Origin of the sequence: Cellulomonas carbonis (genome assembly GCF_014636275.1) — a bacterium.
Classification (GTDB): Bacteria; Actinomycetota; Actinomycetes; order Actinomycetales; family Cellulomonadaceae; genus Actinotalea; species Actinotalea carbonis.
On the sequence record NZ_BMEB01000002.1, the window covers coordinates 248304 to 265822 of the forward strand.

The 17519-nt window shown below is 72.6% G+C and carries 14 protein-coding genes; 7 read left to right on the forward strand and 7 right to left on the reverse strand.

Features of this window, described 5'->3' with window-relative positions:
• The first annotated feature begins 172 nt into the window (after positions 1 to 172).
• From IEV86_RS06415 to IEV86_RS06435, 5 genes are all read left to right on the forward strand, one after another.
• The gene (locus tag IEV86_RS06415; protein ID WP_043602790.1) at positions 173 to 2209 is read left to right on the forward strand and encodes a beta-galactosidase; all 2037 of its coding nucleotides are present in this window, start codon (positions 173 to 175) and stop codon (positions 2207 to 2209) included.
• A 4-nt stretch (positions 2210 to 2213) separates the two neighbouring features.
• Complete coding sequence (locus IEV86_RS06420; RefSeq protein ID WP_043602792.1) at positions 2214 to 3131, forward strand: carbohydrate ABC transporter permease; 918 nt, start codon at positions 2214 to 2216, stop codon at positions 3129 to 3131.
• A gap of 140 nt (positions 3132 to 3271) precedes the next feature.
• On the forward strand, positions 3272 to 4078 hold the full coding sequence (locus IEV86_RS06425; protein ID WP_043602868.1) for a carbohydrate ABC transporter permease: 807 nt from the start codon (positions 3272 to 3274) through the stop codon (positions 4076 to 4078).
• A gap of 130 nt (positions 4079 to 4208) precedes the next feature.
• Positions 4209 to 5558: an ABC transporter substrate-binding protein gene (locus tag IEV86_RS06430; protein WP_188484594.1), complete on the forward strand. Its 1350-nt coding sequence runs from the start codon at positions 4209 to 4211 to the stop codon at positions 5556 to 5558.
• Between the two features lie 350 nt (positions 5559 to 5908).
• Complete coding sequence (locus IEV86_RS06435; protein WP_229734524.1) at positions 5909 to 6598, forward strand: MBL fold metallo-hydrolase; 690 nt, start codon at positions 5909 to 5911, stop codon at positions 6596 to 6598.
• 97 nt (positions 6599 to 6695) lie between these two features.
• Here the strand turns inward: IEV86_RS06435 and IEV86_RS06440 are convergent, their stop codons facing one another.
• The 7 genes from IEV86_RS06440 to flgN all read right to left on the reverse strand — a co-directional run bounded on the left by IEV86_RS06440 (position 6696) and on the right by flgN (position 14628).
• On the reverse strand, positions 6696 to 8318 hold the full coding sequence (locus IEV86_RS06440) for an HNH endonuclease signature motif containing protein (protein WP_052425847.1): 1623 nt from the start codon (positions 8316 to 8318) through the stop codon (positions 6696 to 6698).
• A 226-nt stretch (positions 8319 to 8544) separates the two neighbouring features.
• On the reverse strand, positions 8545 to 9711 hold the full coding sequence (locus IEV86_RS06445; protein WP_043602798.1) for a winged helix DNA-binding domain-containing protein: 1167 nt from the start codon (positions 9709 to 9711) through the stop codon (positions 8545 to 8547).
• Positions 9712 to 9757: 46 nt separating this feature from the next.
• Positions 9758 to 11185, reverse strand: a complete 1428-nt coding sequence (locus tag IEV86_RS06450; RefSeq protein ID WP_043602801.1) for an EAL and HDOD domain-containing protein — start codon at positions 11183 to 11185, stop codon at positions 9758 to 9760.
• 195 nt (positions 11186 to 11380) lie between these two features.
• A complete protein-coding gene (locus IEV86_RS06455) occupies positions 11381 to 11827 on the reverse strand; it encodes a flagellar assembly protein FliW (RefSeq protein ID WP_052425848.1) in 447 nt (148 codons plus the stop codon).
• Positions 11824 to 12723: a flagellin N-terminal helical domain-containing protein gene (locus tag IEV86_RS06460; protein ID WP_043602806.1), complete on the reverse strand. Its 900-nt coding sequence runs from the start codon at positions 12721 to 12723 to the stop codon at positions 11824 to 11826. Before IEV86_RS06460 ends, IEV86_RS06455 begins: the two co-directional genes overlap by 4 nt.
• A gap of 5 nt (positions 12724 to 12728) precedes the next feature.
• A complete protein-coding gene (gene flgK / locus IEV86_RS06465; protein ID WP_043602809.1) occupies positions 12729 to 14138 on the reverse strand; it encodes a flagellar hook-associated protein FlgK in 1410 nt (469 codons plus the stop codon).
• 7 nt (positions 14139 to 14145) lie between these two features.
• Complete coding sequence (gene flgN, locus IEV86_RS06470; protein ID WP_043602812.1) at positions 14146 to 14628, reverse strand: flagellar export chaperone FlgN; 483 nt, start codon at positions 14626 to 14628, stop codon at positions 14146 to 14148.
• A 394-nt stretch (positions 14629 to 15022) separates the two neighbouring features.
• On the opposite strand from flgN, the gene IEV86_RS06475 reads away from it, so the two are divergent.
• Together IEV86_RS06475 and IEV86_RS06480 are read left to right on the forward strand one after the other, a co-directional pair.
• The gene (locus IEV86_RS06475) at positions 15023 to 15913 is read left to right on the forward strand and encodes a sigma-70 family RNA polymerase sigma factor (RefSeq protein WP_081978473.1); all 891 of its coding nucleotides are present in this window, start codon (positions 15023 to 15025) and stop codon (positions 15911 to 15913) included.
• A gap of 343 nt (positions 15914 to 16256) precedes the next feature.
• The gene (locus tag IEV86_RS06480; protein WP_043602814.1) at positions 16257 to 17441 is read left to right on the forward strand and encodes a flagellin N-terminal helical domain-containing protein; all 1185 of its coding nucleotides are present in this window, start codon (positions 16257 to 16259) and stop codon (positions 17439 to 17441) included.
• Positions 17442 to 17519: the final 78 nt, after the last annotated feature.

Sequence of the window (17519 nt, forward strand, 5' to 3'; positions counted from 1 at the left end):
GACATCACCCAGAAGTGATCCATACGTTGTGACCGGTCACACATCACCCTCTCATCGTTGGCCCGGTTGTCTGTGAACGGTCACAGACAACCTCCCGACACAGGGCGACCGACCCAGCAGCGTCACCGTCGATGCGCCGCCTCCCGGGGCGCCTCACGAGCGAAGGAGCACGATGAGCGCGAACCGCGCCGACACCACGGCCCGCCCGGGGCGCTCACCGCTCGCGTGGTCGACCGACGAGGTCCTGCTGGGTTGCGACTACAACCCCGAGCAGTGGGACCCCGCGGTGTGGCACGAGGACGTCGCCCTCATGCGCGAGGCGGGCGTCTCGCTCGTCGCGGTCAACGTGTTCGGCTGGTCCGACGTCGAGCCGCGACCCGGCACGTACGACTTCAGCCGGCTGGACGCCGTCGTCGACCTGCTCCACGAGAACGGGATCGGCGTCAACCTCGGCACGGGGACCTCCTCGCCCCCGCCGTGGCTGTACGCCGCACATCCCGAGGTGCTCCCCGTGATGGCCGACGGGACGACGCGGTGGCCGGGGGGCCGCCAGGCGTGGTGCCCGAGCTCACCGGTCTTCAGGGAGCGGGCCCTCGCCCTCGTGGAGCAGGTCGCACGGCGGTACGGCGACCACCCCGCGGTCCGGCTCTGGCACGTGTCGAACGAGCTCGGCTGCCACAACGCGCACTGCTGGTGCGACGTCAGCGGGGCCGCGTTCCGCCGCTGGCTCGAGGAGCGGTACGGGACGGTCGACGCGCTCAACCGGGCGTGGGGGACGTCGTTCTGGAGCCAGCGCTACACCGCGTGGGACGAGGTGCTCCCGCCGCGGCTCACGGTCTCGACGCCCAACCCGTCGCAGGTGCTCGACTTCCGCCGGTTCAGCTCCGACGAGCTGCTCGGCCACTACCGCGCCGAGGCTGAGGTCGTGCGCCGGCACAGCGCCATCCCCGTCACGACGAACTTCATGGTCACCGCGCACCAGCGCGACATGGACTACTTCGCGTGGGCGCCGCACGTCGACGTCGTCGCCAACGACCACTACCTCGACCACCGCCTGGCCGACCCCGTCGCCGAGCTCGCGTTCTGCGCCGACACGACGCGCGGCATCGCGGGCGGGCGGCCGTGGCTGCTCATGGAGCACTCGACGAGCGCCGTGAACTGGCAGCCCGTGAACGTCGCCAAGCTGCCGGGGGAGATGCTGCGGACGTCGCTCACGCACGTCGCCCGCGGCGCCGACGCGGTGTGCTTCTTCCAGTGGCGCGCGTCCGCGCAGGGCGCCGAGAAGTTCCACTCGGCGCTCGTGCCGCACGCCGGGACGGACACCGCCCTCTGGCGCGAGGTGCTCGAGCTGGGCGCGACCCTGAGGTCGATCGGCGAGGTCGCGGGCAGCACCGTCCGCAACGACGTCGCGCTCGTGCACTCGTACGAGGCGTGGTGGGCCGCCGACGGCGAGAACCAGCCGTCCGCCGAGGTCCGTCACCTCGACCAGGTGCTCGACGCGTACCGCGCGCTCCGCGCCGCAGGGCTCGGCGTCGACGTCGTGCCGCCCGGGGCGCCGCTCGACGGGTACCGCATGGTCGTGGTCCCGCACCTGTACCTCGTGCGCGACGACGACGCCGCCGTGATCGACCGGTTCGTGGCGGACGGCGGGCACGCCGTCGTCGGGTTCTTCAGCGGCGTCGTCGACGAGGACGACCGCGTGCGTCTCGGCGGGTACCCGGGCGCGTTCCGCGACCTGCTCGGCGTCCTCGTCGAGGAGTTCCACCCGCTGCAGGTGGGCGCGACGGTCGGGCTCGACGACGGGAGCACCGCGAGGCTGTGGACCGAGCGGCTCAGGACGACGACGGCGGAGCCCGTCGTCCGGCACGTCGACGGACCCGTCGCGGGGACGCCCGCCGTGACCCGGAACCAGCACGGCGCCGGGACCGCGTGGTACGTCGCGACCGCGCTCGAGCACAAGGCCGCGACGGCGCTCGTCGCCCGGGTGGCGGAGAGTGCCGGTGTGACGCCGCTGCCCGGTGCGGGGGAGGGCGTCGAGGTCGTCCGTCGCGTCGATCCCGCCGACGGCGGCCGGAGCTGGCTGTTCGTCGTCAACCACCGACCCGAGGACGTCGAGGTCGCCGTCGCGGGGCACGAGCTCACGCGCGACGAGCGCGTCGAGACGCTGCGGGTGCCGGCCGGCGCCGTCCGCGTCCTGAGGGAGGGATGAGCCGATGAGCACGATCGTCGAGACCCCGCTCGAGCGGGGCACGCGGCAGCGCCGGACGCGCGTCGCGCACAAGGGCTCGATCGCCGTCTTCGTGGTGCCGTTCGGGCTGCTGTTCGCGGTGTTCTACCTGCTGCCGATCGGCTACGCGGTGTGGCAGTCGACGCGCGTGGTCGAGCGGGAGGGGACGTTCGGGCCGCCGACCGAGGTGTTCGGCGGGTTCCGTCAGTACGCCGCGGTGCTCGAGAACGAGGCGTTCCGCGAGTCGGTCGGGCGCGTCCTGACGTTCGGGATCGTGCAGGTGCCGATCATGCTCGGGCTCGCGCTGACGTTCGCGCTCCTGCTCGACTCGCCGCTGGTCAAGGGCAAGAAGTTCTTCCGGCTCGCGTTCTTCGCCCCGTACGCGGTGCCCGGTGTCATCGCCGCGATCATGTGGGGCTTCATGTACTCGCCGAACCTGTCGCCGTTCCGGTCGGTGACGCAGTCGGTCGATCTGCTGTCCGCCGACCTCGTGCTGTGGTCGATCGCCAACGTCGTGACGTGGGTGTACGTCGGCTACAACATGCTGATCATCTACTCGTCGCTCCTGGCGATCCCGTCGGAGATCTACGAGGCGGCGCGGCTCGACGGCGCGTCGCAGGCGCGCATCGCGTGGTCCATCAAGATCCCGCTGGTCATGCCGGCGATCATCCTCACCGCGATCTTCTCGATCATCGGCACGCTCCAGCTCCTCGCCGAGCCGCAGGTGTTCGCGAGCTTCACCTCGGCCGTCACGAGCGACTACACGCCGAACCTGCTCGTGTACACGACCGCGTCGGTGCCGAACCCGAGCCTCGCCGCCGCGTTCTCGGTCGTGCTCGCGCTCGCGACGTTCATCCTGTCCTTCACCTTCCTCAAGGTGACGCAGCGGAAGGCGTTCCAGTGACCACGCCCGCCGGATCCACCGCCCCCGCCGTCGGCGTCACGTCGGCCGCACCCGCCGCGCCGCGACGCAGCCGCCGGGGCCGTGCGTCGACCGACGCGTCGCCCGGGCCGCGCGAGAGCGCCGTCTCGCGCGCCGCCGCGATGCTCGTCATGGGCGTCTTCACGCTGTACTTCCTGACACCGATCTGGTGGCTGCTCGTCTCGTCGTCGAAGAGCCGTGGCGACCTGACCAGCACCGCGCCGCTGTGGTTCTCCGACGTGCAGCTCGGCGAGAACCTCGCGGCCGTGTGGTCCTACCAGGGCGGGGCGCTGCCGCAGTGGCTGCTCAACTCGCTCGTCTACGCGGGCGGCGGTGCGCTGCTCGCGACGCTGCTCGCGGGGATGTGCGGCTACGCGCTCGCGAAGTACCGGTTCCCGGGGCGCGAGGTGCTGTTCAACGTCGTGCTCGGCGGGGTGCTGGTGCCGGCGACGGCGCTCGCGCTGCCGCTGTTCCTGATCTTCAGCCGGTTCGACGGGACCAACACGTTCTGGTCGGTGTTCCTGCCGAGCATCGTCAGCCCGTTCGGGGTGTACCTCACGCGGATCTTCGCCGCGGCGTCGGTGCCCGAGGAGCTGCTCGAGGCGGCGCGGCTCGACGGATCGGGGGAGGTGCGGACGTTCTTCACGGTGTCGGTGCGGCTCATGTTCCCGGCGCTCGTGACGGTGTTCCTCTTCCAGTTCGTCGCGATCTGGAACAACTTCTTCCTGCCGCTGATCATGCTGCGCGACAGCGACCTCTTCCCCGTCACGCTCGGCCTCTACAACTGGAACTCGGTGGTCAACCAGCTGCCCGAGCTGCGGTTGTACGTGCTGGTGGGGGCGCTCGTCTCGATCGTCCCGCTCATCTGCGTCTTCCTGCTGCTGCAGCGGTTCTGGCGCAACGGCCTCGGGACGGGGGCGATCAAGTGACGCGACCCACGCCCCGGTGCACGGGTCGGCCCCCTCCGCCCTCGCACCCCGCCTGATCTCCCATCCCCATCTCTCCATCGATCCCCTCCACCCCCGACCACCCCTCCCGACACACGGAAGAAGGACACGGATGCGCACCACGACACGAGCGGTCAGCGTTGCCCTGCTCGCGACGATGACCCTGGCGGCCTGCTCGGGCGGCTCCGACGACGACGGCGCCGCGGGTGCCGGCGGTGGCGGCGGCGGTGAGGGCGGCGCCTGCGAGCCCGCCGGCGAGGACGTCACGCTCACGTACACGAGCTGGATCCCCGGGATCGAGGACGTCGTCGCGGTCTGGAACGAGCAGAACCCCGACATCCAGGTCGAGGTCCAGACCGGGCCCAACGGCAACGGCGGGACCTACCAGAACTTCTTCAACCAGCTCGAGGCGGGCAACCCGCCCGACCTCGGCCAGATCGAGTTCGACGCGCTGCCCAACTTCCGCGTCCAGGACGGGCTCGAGAACCTGGGCGGGTGCGAGGACGTCCTCGCCGCCGAGGACCAGTTCGTCGACTGGACGTGGACCCAGGTCACGCTCGGCGAGGAGGGCTCGGTCTACGCCATCCCGCAGGACACGGGCCCGATGGCGATGTTCTACCGCGAGGACCTCTTCACGCAGGCCGGCATCGAGGTGCCGACCACGTGGGAGGAGTACGCCGCGGCGGCCGAGCAGGTCCGCGAGTCGGGCGGCTACATCACGAACTTCTCGACGGGTGACATCAACCAGTTCGCGGGCTTCGTGTGGCAGGCCGGCGGCAGCTGGTTCCAGAACGACGGCGAGGCCTGGACCGTCGAGCTGACCAACGAGGACTCGACGAAGGTCGCCGACTACTGGCAGGACCTCATCGACCGGGACCTCGTCTCGTCGCTGCCCGGCTGGACGACCGAGTGGGACAACGCCTACAACACGGGTCAGGCGTGGACCTGGATCTCGGCCGTGTGGGGCGCCAACTCGATCATGACCGGCGCACCGGACACGGCAGGCGCGTGGCGCGTCGCGCCCATGCCGCAGTGGGAAGGCGAGGGTGAGACCGCCGGCAACTGGGGCGGCTCGACGACCGCGGTCTTCAAGGGCTCCGAGAACGTGTACGAGGCCGCGAAGTTCGCGCTGTGGCTCAACACCTCGGAGGAGGCGCTGACCCTGCTGAACGAGGCGGCGAACCTCTACCCCGCGACCACCGAGGGTCAGCAGCTCGCCGCGCTCGAGGAGGGCGTCGAGTCCTACGCCCGGCAGGAGATCTACCAGGTCTTCACCGAGGCCGGCGCGACCGTGCCCGGCGACTTCACGTGGGGTCCGACGATGACGCAGGTCTACAACGACGTGTCGGACGGCTTCTCGGGTGCGGTGTCGGGCAGCGGGACGCTCGCCGACGCGCTCGCCGACGCGCAGGAGTCGACGGTCGCCGCGCTCGAGGCGCAGGCGATCCCCGTCGCGGAGTGACGCCGGCACCGTCCGCGGTGGCGGTCGGACCCGGTTGAGCCAGCACGTCGTGCCGCGGTCGCCCTCACGGGCGGCCGCGGCACGGCTGTGTCCGGGGGTGGGTCGGGGCCCGATGAGTTCTCGTCGGGCGCGGTGTCATCCCTCTCATGACGTCGCGCGAGGAGGAACCGATGATGACGCGGAGCAGTCGGCGAGGGACGGCTCGCCTCGACCCGCTGGGCACGCCGTGCTGACGCGGGTCGCCCCCGGGGTGCACGTCCACCGGAGTGAGATGCTCGCCAACAACGCCGTGGTGGTCGAGGGTGCGGCGGGCGTCCTCGTGGTCGACCCCCGGCCTGACGTCGGACGAGATGGCGTGCCTCGCTCGCGACGTCCGAGCGCTCGGCCTGCCCGTGGTCGCCGGCTTCGCGACGCATCCGGACTGGGACCACGTCCTCTGGCACGCCGACCTCGGTGCCGCGCCCCGGTACGGCACGGCCGCGTGTGCGGCCGTGATGCTCGAGGTGCGCTCGGCTCCGGGGTGGCAGTCGCGCGCCGCCGAGGGGCTCCCGCCCGAGATCTCCGACGAGGTGCCGATGGACCTGTTCGGGCTCCTCACCGGACTGCCTGCCGCGACGGCCCACATCCCGTGGGACGGTCCTGCGGTCGGGTTGGTCGAGCACCCGGCGCACGCGCGCGGCCACGCGGCGCTGGTCGTCGAGGACGCCCGTGTCCTGGTCGCCGGTGACATGCTCTCCGACCTCTTCGTGCCGATGCTCGACGTGGAGGGGGCGACCGACCCGATCGGCGACTACCTCGCCAGCCTCGACCTCCTCGACGCGGTGGCGGATGACGTCGACACCGTCATCCCCGGGCACGGGTCCGTGGGCGGCGCGGACGAGTTCCGGACCCGGCTCGACCGCGACCGGGCGTACGTGCGTGCTCTGCGCGACGGCGGGGAGATCGACGACCCGAGAGTCGACTCACCCCGGCCGGGATGGGAGTGGGTCGCGGACATCCACGCGCACCAGGCCCGGGCCCTGACGGACCGGGGCAGGTAGCGCGCGAGCGCGAGTCATCCGAGGTCCGTCGCCAGGCGGCGTCGGCAGCGGGTGCGGGCGCGGGCGGTCGGGCGTGCCTGCACCACGCGCGCCGTCTCTAGAACGGTGGTGGCTCGTCGGTGATGGCGTCGCGGTTGGGCGGGGGCGGTGGTCGTCGGTCCCGAACCGCGCTCGGCTGCCCGATGTGCCAACTCTCCGGCCGTGTCTTCGGGTGCCCGACCCGCGAACCGTCAGGGTGCGTGTCCGGGTCCCCGTTCCGCGAACCGTCAGGGTGCGTGTCGGCGCGCTCGTCCCGCGAACCGCCCGGCTGCATGTGAAACGACTCCTCCGGGCGCGCGTGGTCGGCGGCGTCCTTGGTGGGTGGTCGGAAGGGTCGGGGGAGGGGGTCTTGTTCGAAGGGGACGGGTGCGGGGTCGCGGGTGTAGGTGGCGCCGGTCGGGGTTCGCCAGGTGGTGGTGCCGGTGGCCGGGTCCCGGGTGGGCGTCCAGCGGGCGTGGGTCTTGAGCCGGTGGTGGTGTCGGCACAGGGCGGCGAGGTTGGACAGCATGGTCTGCTCGTCGGCGGGGCGGGTGGGGTCGAACGGGGTGGTGTGGTCGATGTCGCAGCGTGGGGCGGGGACGCGGCAGCCGGGGAAGGTGCAGGTGACGTCGCGGTCCAGGACTGCGCGGGTGAGTGCTGGGGAGGGGCGGTAGGTGGTGGCCGTGCGGTCCACGACCTGCCCGGTGGTGGGGTCCACGGCCAGGAACGTCCACCGTGCCTCGGTGGCGAGGGCGCGGGCCAGGGCGGCGGGGACCGGGCCGTACCCGGCGAGCTCGGCGGGGGTGTCGGTGGTCCCGCACAGGGCGGCGAGGGTGACGGTGACGTGGAGGTGGGGTCGGCGGCCGTGCTGGCTCGGCAGGGGTGCGCCGGTGAGGTCGGTGCCACGGTCCAGGACCGTGGCGGCGAGGTCGGTCAGGGCGTCGGCGCGGCGGGCGTCTGCGGGTCGGTCGTCGTCGGCGGCGCAGGAGGTCGCGAGGGCGTCGACGGCGGTCATCACCTGCATGGCGTCGGTGGCGGGGAGGTAGGCGTTGACCCAGGCCATCGCGTCCGGTGCTGGGCGCAGCCACACCCCGCGCTGGGCGCGGGCGCGGTCGTGGCGTCGCAGGGCCTGGTGGGGGGCGATGGCCTGCTCGGCGCGTCGGACCGCGTCCTTGACCTGCGGGACGGTGCGGCGCCGCACGTCGGGCAGGACCTGGCCGTGGACCTGGGCGGCGAGGTCGGTGGGAAGGTGCTCGGTGCCCTTGAGCAGCGCGTCCGCCTTGGCCACGCTGAGGGTCCCGCGGTCCAATTCCTCGGCCAGGACGGGCGCGTCTGCAAGGCCCCATGCCCGGTCGACGAGCAGCTGAGCGGACCGTCGGGTGACGGCCAGCTCGCACGCGATCGTGTCCGCGACGTAGGAGTCCGGCGCCAGGCGTGGGGGCTCCCGGTGCGCCAGCTCCGTCACGACCCGTGCCTGTTGGGACGCTGCCCACGACACCACCCGGTCCCACGCCGCGATCGCGCGCGCGAGCTCGACGTCGTCCAGCACCGTGAGGTCGAGCCTCGCGAGCGCCGCGGCGACGCCGGGCGACGGAGGTGCACTCAGCAGGTCGTCGATGGGGACGTCGTCCGGCACCGTCGCCACAGGCACCGCGCGGTGCGGCGCGCCGCCCGCGAAGTCCCCCGACCCGGTGTCGAACATGTGTACGAATCTACCCAAAGGGTGTGACACGGCCGACGTGCGTGCCGAGGGATGTGGACACCCGCGGACCTCGCAAGATGGGGACGAGGTACTGCTGAGCGTGATCCCGGTGAGCGCGCACCCGTGAGGACCCGCCGACGGCGACGAGGGGCAAGGAGCCGGAACAGGAGCCGGTGAGGACGGTCCGGCAGCGGACCTGATCTCCCTGACCGGCCCGACCGCCACGTCACACGAGCGCGGCTGCGCGCGTCTCCACGTCGCCGGCGACGCCCGCGGGGAGGTCGCCGAACGGCTCGACCTCGACCCGCCGTCGTGCGCCGGAACCGACGCGCCGCCAGGTGCCGACCGCCACGCCGTCGTGCAGCACCGTGGGACGGAACATGCCGTTGCCGCCGGGGACGATCCGGTCGGCGAACTCCGGCGGGACGGTCGCGCTGCGGTCGGCGAAGCCGAGGACGATCTCGTCGAAACCCGGGAGGAGCATGGTCCGTCGGGCGTCGTCGCGGTGGTCGGCCAGGAGGTCCGGCAGGTCGGCCGCGAGGTGGTACGTCACGCCGTCGACCTCGAGCGTGGTGAGGCGTGCCGTCGGCCCGGTGCCCGTCGCGTCGTCGCGCCTCGCGGTGCCGTCGTGCCCCGTCGTGGGCGACCCCGGACCGCGGTCCGCGGTGCCGGCGCTCGTCCCCGCGCTCTCGTGCGCCGCCGCGAGTCCTCGTCGCACCTTCCCCAGCGGGAGGCCGGACCACCGCGCGAGGTCCTTGTCCGTCGCGGGGCCGTGCCCGACGACGTAGCGGAGAGCGAGCTCGGCGAGCGCCTCGTCCTCGTCGAGGCGTCGAGGACCGGGCACCCACTCGTCGACCAGGACGATCAGCTGCTCCGCCCCGCTGAACGGCCCCTGGCACACGACACCGGACTGCGCGAGGTAGGCGATGAGGTGGTACCCGGGTCCTCCGGCCGTCGGGATGCCGGCGTCGGTCCAGGTGGCGAGCAGCTCGGCGCGCGTCGCGCCGCCCCCCGCGAGGGCCGTGCGCGCCACGTCCTCGGCCGCCGCCACATGGGCCTCGGTCAGGCCGATCTGGTGACGTCGGCTCGCAGCGGAGGCGAGGGGCCGCGAGCACATGAGCGCGACCGTCCAGGCGACGTCCTCGGCAGCGACGACGTGGAGGGTCCCGCGCATCGGCCAGGTCCGGACCACCTCACCCGCGTCGAACGCGGCGACGACGGCGTCCCGCGACGGCTCGACGGTGCGCAGGGCGATCGAGAGGAGCGCGCCAGGCAGGTCCTGACCCTGGACGGCGAGCAGGTGCCGCACGGCGTCCGTCGGCGTCCCGGCACGCGGGCCTGCGAGGCGCTGCGCAGCGAGGCGCAGCAGCGCGATGTCGTGCGGCGTGGTCACGGGACGAGTGAAGCAGCACCCGCCGACGCGCGGGTGGACCCCGCCGTCAGAACCCCGACGGCTCCCGCGTGACGGCCCGCGCGGTCGCGAGGGCGTCGGCCACGGCCTGCATGTAGACGGCCGACACCTCCTCGGGCACGAACCCGGTCGTGACGACGGTCAGGGCGTCGGCCCGCTCGTGCGCGCGCACGGCGGCCAGCACGGGACCGAACGGGCCGGCCTCGTGCCGCATCGCCGCGGCGACCGTCTGGGAGACCCCGACCTTCTCGACGATGACCGACACCGGGATCCCCAGCTGCTCGGCGAGGGCCGACAGCATCCCCACGGTGTACGCCGTCGAGTCGCCGGCCAGCGTCTCGCACGTGAGCGCGCGCGCCAGGATCAGCCAGAGGCTGTCCATGGCGTCGGGGCGCGCGTCGAGCAGCAGCGCTGTCACGAGCGTCGTGAGCTCGCGCGCGCCCAGCAGCACGGTGGCCTGCGCGACCGTGTCGATCTCGTGCCCCAGCCCGAACGCGCCGCTGTTCACCAGGTGCAGGACGCGCAGCGTCAGGACGGGGTCGGTGTCGATGACCTGCGAGACGTGCCCGAACTGCATCTCGGGGTCGTGCAGCAGGTGCATGACGGCGAGGCACTGCGCCTGGCCGGCGCGCAGCACGCGCGAGGCCGCCGCGGCACGCTGCTCGGCCGAGGCGTCGTCGTCGGCGGCGGGCCGCGCGGCGGGGACGGTGGCCGGGCTCGCAGCGCCGGACCCGCCGGCATCGCCGACCGTGCCGGCAGCGCTACCCGCGCTGCCCGGGACGGTGACCTGGAGGTCGCGCTCCGCCTGCGTGCCGACGATCGCGTCGACGCCCGACGCACGGCACTGGTCCTCGTCGGCGCGGTCGCGCACGTCGGTCGCCAGGACGCGGACGCGCCCGCGGTGCACGTGGTGGACGAGCGGTGCGACCGGACCGACCCCGACGCGCACCGTCACGAAGCCGACCTGCGGGACGAGGAGCTCCTGCGCGGGCTCGCCGCGGTAGTCGTCGATCGCGAGCTGCATCCCGAGCCCGCGCAGCGCGGCGGCGCGCTCGACGGCGTCGGGCCGGTGCTCGAACCCGGTGGGCAGGACGAGCACGACGCGTCCCGGCAGGACCGGCGTCGGGACGAAGCCGTCGAGCATCGCGGGCGTCGCGGGGAGGAAGACGAACCGGTCGGCGACCAGGTTGGGCAGGTCGAGCGCGAGGTACGCCTCGTGCAGGCGGGCGGCCTGCACGTCGGGCGTGTGGCGCGTGCCCGGGTCGGTCGCGCGCTGCGTCGGGACGACGCCCGCGTCGAGGTTCACCGTGACCCAGTACCCGACGACGTGGCCGTCGAGCGTCACGACGGGACGCCGGTGGACGGTCCCCTGGACGGCGGCCACGGCGGCCGACCGCGCGTGCGTGGCGACGGAGCGCTCGGCGCCCGGCGCCCCCTCGGGTGTCGACTCGTTCACGTCAGCTCCTCGGCGACGGGGTCATTGCTCCGAGCACATCGGCCGCACGGCCGGGGATCTGACGGGTCGCCCCGGGTGAAGCCGGGGACGGTGGACGACGACGCGTGGACGCGTGGGAGCGGACGCGTGCCGGTGCGCAGGCGTGCCGGAGAGGGGCTCACGAGAACCCCGCGGTCGGTTCGCGCCGACGACGGCTCAGGCCGCGGTGCCCGTCGCGGCGAGCGGGGCACGGAGGGGCCACTCGTCGCCGTCGAGCACGACCTGCGCCGCCGCACCCGTGCGCGCGTTGACGACGACGGGTGCGAGCAGGTTGGCGGTCGGGTGCTCGCCGTCGGTGCCCGGGTGGACGACGACGAGCAGCACGGCGTCGTCGGCGTCGGCCTCGAGCGAGCCCAGGACCGACGGGTCGACCTCGGGCGCGTACGCGGGGAAGTAGGGGCGCGGCGGCATGACGAACAGGCGCACGGCGGACTGCTCGGCGCTGCGCAGCGCGAACAGGAAGCCGGCGTCGTCGAGCGCGCTCAGCGTGAAGCGGCGCAGGTCGAGCATCCCGGGCGGGGGAGCGACGAAGCTCAGCTGCTCGGGGACGCTGCGGGTCCCGGTCCGCTGGTCGGCCGGGTCGACGGTCACGGTGACGCTCATCGGAGGAAGTCCAGCAGGCTCGGCTGCAGGACGCGCGACGCCGCGCCGAGGGCCGCCTGGTAGGAGACCTCCTGCGCCTGGAGGTCGACGAGCGTCGCGGCGAGGTCGATGTCCTCGACGGCCGCGATGGATCCCTTGAGGTCCACGAGCGTCTTCTCGATCCTGTCCTGGGCGGAGAGCACCTGGTTCTGCCGGCTGCCGACGCCGGCGATCTCACCCAGCATCGCAGTCATCCGCGTGTCGATCTCGTTGAGGCGCGGGTTCACGTCGGCACCCGCGCGCAGGTCGGTGGCGATCCGGTCGAGGACCGCGAACACCGAGTCGTCGCCCTCGCCGAAGGCTGCGCGGCCGTCGACGTCGACGCGCACGGTCGTGTCCGGGGCGAGGCGGCGCTCGACGGTGGCGCCGGCGGTGCCGGTCCACGTGTACGGCGGCGTGCCGGTCGGGCCCGTGAAGGCGGTGTCCGCGTCGCTCGTGCCCGCGAACACCGAGCGGCCGATGTAGCTCGTGTTGGCCTGGCTCAGGAGCGCGTCACGCAGGCCCTCGATCTCCAGCGCGAGCGCCTCTCGCGCCGTGGCGTTGAGCACGCCCGTGCTCGCACCCTGCACCGTGAGGTCGCGTGCGCGGCGCAGGCCGGCGAGCGACGTCTGGAGCGCGGTGTCCGCGGTCGTGAGCCACGAGCTGCCGTCGGCCGCGTTGCGTGCGGCCTGCTCGGCGGCGCGCTGCTCGGCGCGGAACTGCATCGCCTTGGCGGTGCCGCTCGGGTCGTCCGACGGCTTGGTGATGAGCTTGCCGCTCGACAGCGACCCCTGGAGCCCGGACATCCGGTCCAGGTTGAGCTGGAGGTTCGCGAGCGTCGAGCGCTGCACGGTCTGGTGCGTCACACGGTTGATCACGGCGGCTACCTCCCGACCACGCCGGTGCGGTTGATGAGGACGTCGAGCATCTCGTCGACCGCGGTGAGGACGCGGGCCGCACCCTCGTACGCGCGCTGGATCGCGAGCATGTTCACGGTCTCCTCGTCGATGTCGACGGACGCCTGCGAGAGCTGGAGGTTCTCGGCGGTCGCGCGCGCGGCCTCGCTGACCGTCGCGCGCTGGTCGGCGGCGCGGGTCCGGACGCCCAGGTCGACGACGAAGTCGCGCCAGAGCCGGTCCGGGCTGTCGGCGCCCTGGCCGACCTGCGAGAGGCGGTCGGCGAGCGAGCCGTCGTACGTGCCCTGCCCGACGGCGGCCGCGGCCACCTGGGCGGGGTCGGTCACCGCGACGCGCAGGCCCGTGGCGGGGATCCCGCCGTCGACCGCGAAGAAGTCGCGACCGGACACGCCGTCGAGGCCCGCACCCGTGCGGTGGATCGTGTTGACGCTCTCGGCGAGGCGCGTGGCGAGCGCGTTCCACGTCCCGGCCGCGCCCGCGAGCGGGCCGTCGGGCGAGAGGACGGCGAGGTGGCTCGCCAGGACGCCGCTGGTCGGCGTCACGGGCGTGCCCGTGCTCGCCCAGCGCAGGCCGACCTGGTTGATCGTCGACGTCGTGCCGTCGGTCATCCGGTGGTCGCCCGTGACCTCGAGGGCCGACGCGCCGATGCCGGTGACGAGCGGGTTGCCGTCGACGAGCAGGTCCATGGTGCCGTCGTCGCGGTGGCGCGCTGTCGCACCCGTCAGCTCGGCGAGGCGCAGCGCGAGCTGGTCGCGCTGGTCGACGAGCTCGTTGGGCGACCCGCCGGTGACGATGATCGAGCGGATCTGCTCGTTGTAGCGCGCGACCTGCTCGGCGGTCGTGTTGACCTCGGTGACGAGCGTCTGGGTCTCGGTGCGCATCTGCTGCCACTGGGTCTCGGTCGCGCGGTAGCCCGCCGAGACCTGGGACGCGACGGCGTCGGCGGCACCGATGAGGACCTGTCGCGCGGCGGTGTCGTCGGGACGGTTCGCGACGTCCTCCCACGCGGCCCAGTACTCGCCGAGCGCGGCGGCGACGCCGCTGTCGGCGGGCTCGGTGAGCGTCGACTCCAGGCGCGAGAGCGCCGAGGCCTGCGCCTTGCGGAACGACGACGTGCCGGTCTCGGCGCGGACGCGGTCGTCGAGGAACGTGTCGCCGAGCCGGCTGATGCCGGTGACCTTGACGCCGTTCCCGGCGGCCTGCGACGACGAGAACATCGTCGGGACGCTGAGCGACTCGACGGACGTGAGCTCGGCGCGCTGACGCGTGTAGCCCTTGGTGTTGGCGTTGGCGATGTTCTGGCCGGCGACGTCGAGCGCCTGGCGCTGCGCCATGAGGGACGAGAGGGCGGTCCCGAGGCCCGAGAAGGTGCTCATCGGGCGGTCACAGCGCCCGGTCGAGGAGCTGGACGCTCCCGGACGCGCCACTGGCCTCGCCGTGGACGTCGTAGGTGCGGACGGTGTCCTGAAGGCTCATGAGGGTCTCCTGCGTCGCGCGGTGGGAGCTCGACAGGAGCTCCTTGTTCGACTGCGCGAGCTGGTTGATCTGGTCGGTCAGGTCGACGAAGGCGGCGTGGTGGTCACGGAGGAGCTCACCCCAGGGGGAGTGCGCGCGCTCGGCCATGGCGAGCAGGCCGCAGCCGGGCTCGAGGCCCAGCTCGAGCGCCGCGCCGTCCGCCTCGACCGAGCGCCCCAGCTCGACGACGCGGATCTGGTCGAGCACCGACTCCACCTCGCGGGTCGCGTGGCCGAGCCACTGCGTGCGCCCGCTCGTGAGGATCAGCTGCTCCTCCTCGAGCTTGAACAGCAGCAGCTCGAGGAGCTGGCGTTCCCGCCACAGCACCCCGGACAGCTCGTTCAGACCCATCAAGCACCTCTCCTCGACGTCGCGTCGACCTGGTGCGGGCACGCCGCACCGTTGTCTGGGGTCTGATCGGACGGGCGAGGCCGATCATGACCTTTTCCCCGTCGCTTCCACCGGGTGGTCGTCCTGGCGGGACGTGCCGGACACCGAGGTCATAGGACCTCGCCGGCTGCGACACGCCGTGAGCGGCCGAGGATGACCCGAACGCCGGTGTGACGTGCGTCACAGTCGCAAGTCGGACCGGACCCCTTGTGCCCGGTTCGCCACGCACGGAAGACGGACATTCGGGCCGTCTTCGTAGCGTCCGTGTTAACGCGCACATGATCGTTCCGGGGCTCCGGAAATTCATCTCAGGAACTCGCTCAAGTGCCCTTGATCACACCCCGAAACACCGGTCATGGCTTCCACCGACCACCCGACGAACGTCCTCGTCACCGAGAACCTCGCCCTCGTGGGCTACCACGTCAACGCGATGCTCGCGCGGGTCCCCAGCTACGTCTCCCGCAGCGACCTCGTCTCCGCCGGGCACCTCGCCCTCGTCCGCGCCGCGCGCTCCTACGACGAGACCACCGGGGTCCCGTTCGCCCGCTATGCGGCACTGCGGATCCGCGGTGCGCTCGTCGACGAGCTCCGCAGCATGGACTGGGTCTCGCGCGGCGCACGCCAGCGGGCCCGCCGCGTCACGACCCTCACCGACGAGATGACCGGCACCCTCGGCCGCACCCCGACGCGCGAGGAGCTCGCCGAGGCGATGGGCTGCGCCGTCGAGGACGTCGACGCCGCACGCGGTGACGCCGAGACGCGCGTCCTGTCCATCGAGGGCTTCGACGGCTCGATCGCCGAGACCGTCGTCGCGACCGGCATGGGCCCCGAGGAGAGCCTGCTCGCGAGCGAGCGCCTCCAGTACCTCGGCGCCGGCATCCAGGCGCTGCCCGAGCGCCTGCGCCACGTCGTCGAGCAGCTCTTCTTCCACGACCGTCCCGTCGCGGAGCTCGCCGAGGAGCTGGGCGTGACCCAGTCCCGCATCAGCCAGCTCCGCACCGAGGCGCTCGCGCTCCTGCGCGACGGCATCAACTCGAGCCTCGACCCGCAGCTCGTCCCGACCGCCGAGCGCCCCGACGGCGTCGCCGAGCGTCGTCGTCGGACGTACTTCGCCGAGGTGGCCGCGCGTGCCGCGACGGCCGGCGCCGCCGCGACCGTCCAGCAGGTCCCGACGCAGCGGTTCACCCCGACCGCGACGCACGACGAGTACGCGGCGCTCGACGCCCGCGAGCTCGCCGTCGGCTGACCAGGGCCGGACGCAGCGAGAAGGACGCAGCGAGGCAGTGGGTAGGTCGTAGCACGCAGGAACAGCAGGACGTCGGCCGGGCGGGCCGGCGGCAGGAAGCCACGCGGAGGGCCGTACCCCTGAGGGGTGCGGCCCTCCGTCGTCCCCGGGGTGGGTGACCCGGACGACGCGCCTCGTCACGCACGACGCGCCCCGTCGTCATGCACGACGCGCCACCCGAGCGGGTGAAGAAACGAGAAACGTCCCCGGAGTTCCTCATCGGTCCGGGGCCCCGACCGATCAGACGGTTGCTCGCCCATGGAGGGGCGGCGGATATCGGCCCGAGTCAAGGAGGAGTTCCATCATGGGTCTCTCGATCAACCAGAACATCGCGGCGGTCAACTCGTACCGCAACCTGTCCAACACGCAGAACGACCTCGGCAAGTCGCTCGAGAAGCTCTCGTCCGGCTTCCGGATCAACCGCGCGGCGGACGACGCTGCCGGTCTCGCCATCTCCGAGGGCCTGCGCTCGCAGGTCGGCGGCCTGAAGGTCGCGGCCCGCAACGCCCAGGACGGCATCTCCGTCGTCCAGACCGCTGAGGGTGCCCTGACCGAGGTGCACGCCATCCTCCAGCGTGTTCGCGACCTGGCCGTCCAGGGCGCGAACGACTCGAACAACACCGAGGCGCGCGCCAACATCAAGACCGAGTCGGACAGCCTCGTCTCGGAGCTCGACCGCATCTCGAAGTCCACGAACTTCAACGGCACCAAGCTGCTCGACGGCTCGACCTCGGAGCTCAAGTTCCAGGTCGGTGCTGACGGCGACGCCGACAGCCAGATCACGGTCTCGCTCGCGGGCGCCAACGTGAAGGCCATCTCGCAGAACCTCTCGGGCGGCGACCTCACGACGACGGGCACCACGTTCGACGTCACGGGTGGCACCCTGGCCGGCCTCACGACGGCGGCGGCGACCTTCACCAGCACCAAGGGTGGCGTCGCGACGTCCGTGACCACGGGCGCGCTCTCCGACACCGCCGGTGGTGCGGGCTTCCAGAGCGTCGAGGAGTACGCCGACGCGCTGCGCGCCGACGCGAACTTCGCCGCCAACTTCACCGTGACGGTGGAGAAGGACGCGAACGGCGCCGGCACGGGCATCGTCGTGACGGCGATCGACGGTGGCACCGTGGGAACGACCGCTCCGGCGGCCGGCTTCGACGCCGGTGTCGCGGGCACCCCGGTGACCGGTGGCCTCAACTACGAGAACGCCACCAACGCGCAGGCCTCGATCAACCTGATCGACGAGCAGATCAAGTCGGTCTCGACCGCTCGTGCCGGCCTCGGTGCGCTGCAGAACCGGTTCGAGCACACCATCAAGAACGTCAACGTCGCCGTGGAGAACCTCTCGGCCTCCGAGAGCCGGATCCGCGACACCGACATGGCGTCCGAGATGGTCAGCTTCACCCGCGCCCAGATCCTGTCCCAGGCCGGCACCTCGATGCTCGCCCAGGCCAACCAGATCCCCCAGGGCGTCATGTCCCTCCTCCGCTGATCCGGTCCCTGACCGAGCAGCGCTGAAGGACAGGTAGGACCCAGCAGGACCCTCCGGCCGGCGGCGGGATGACGCACC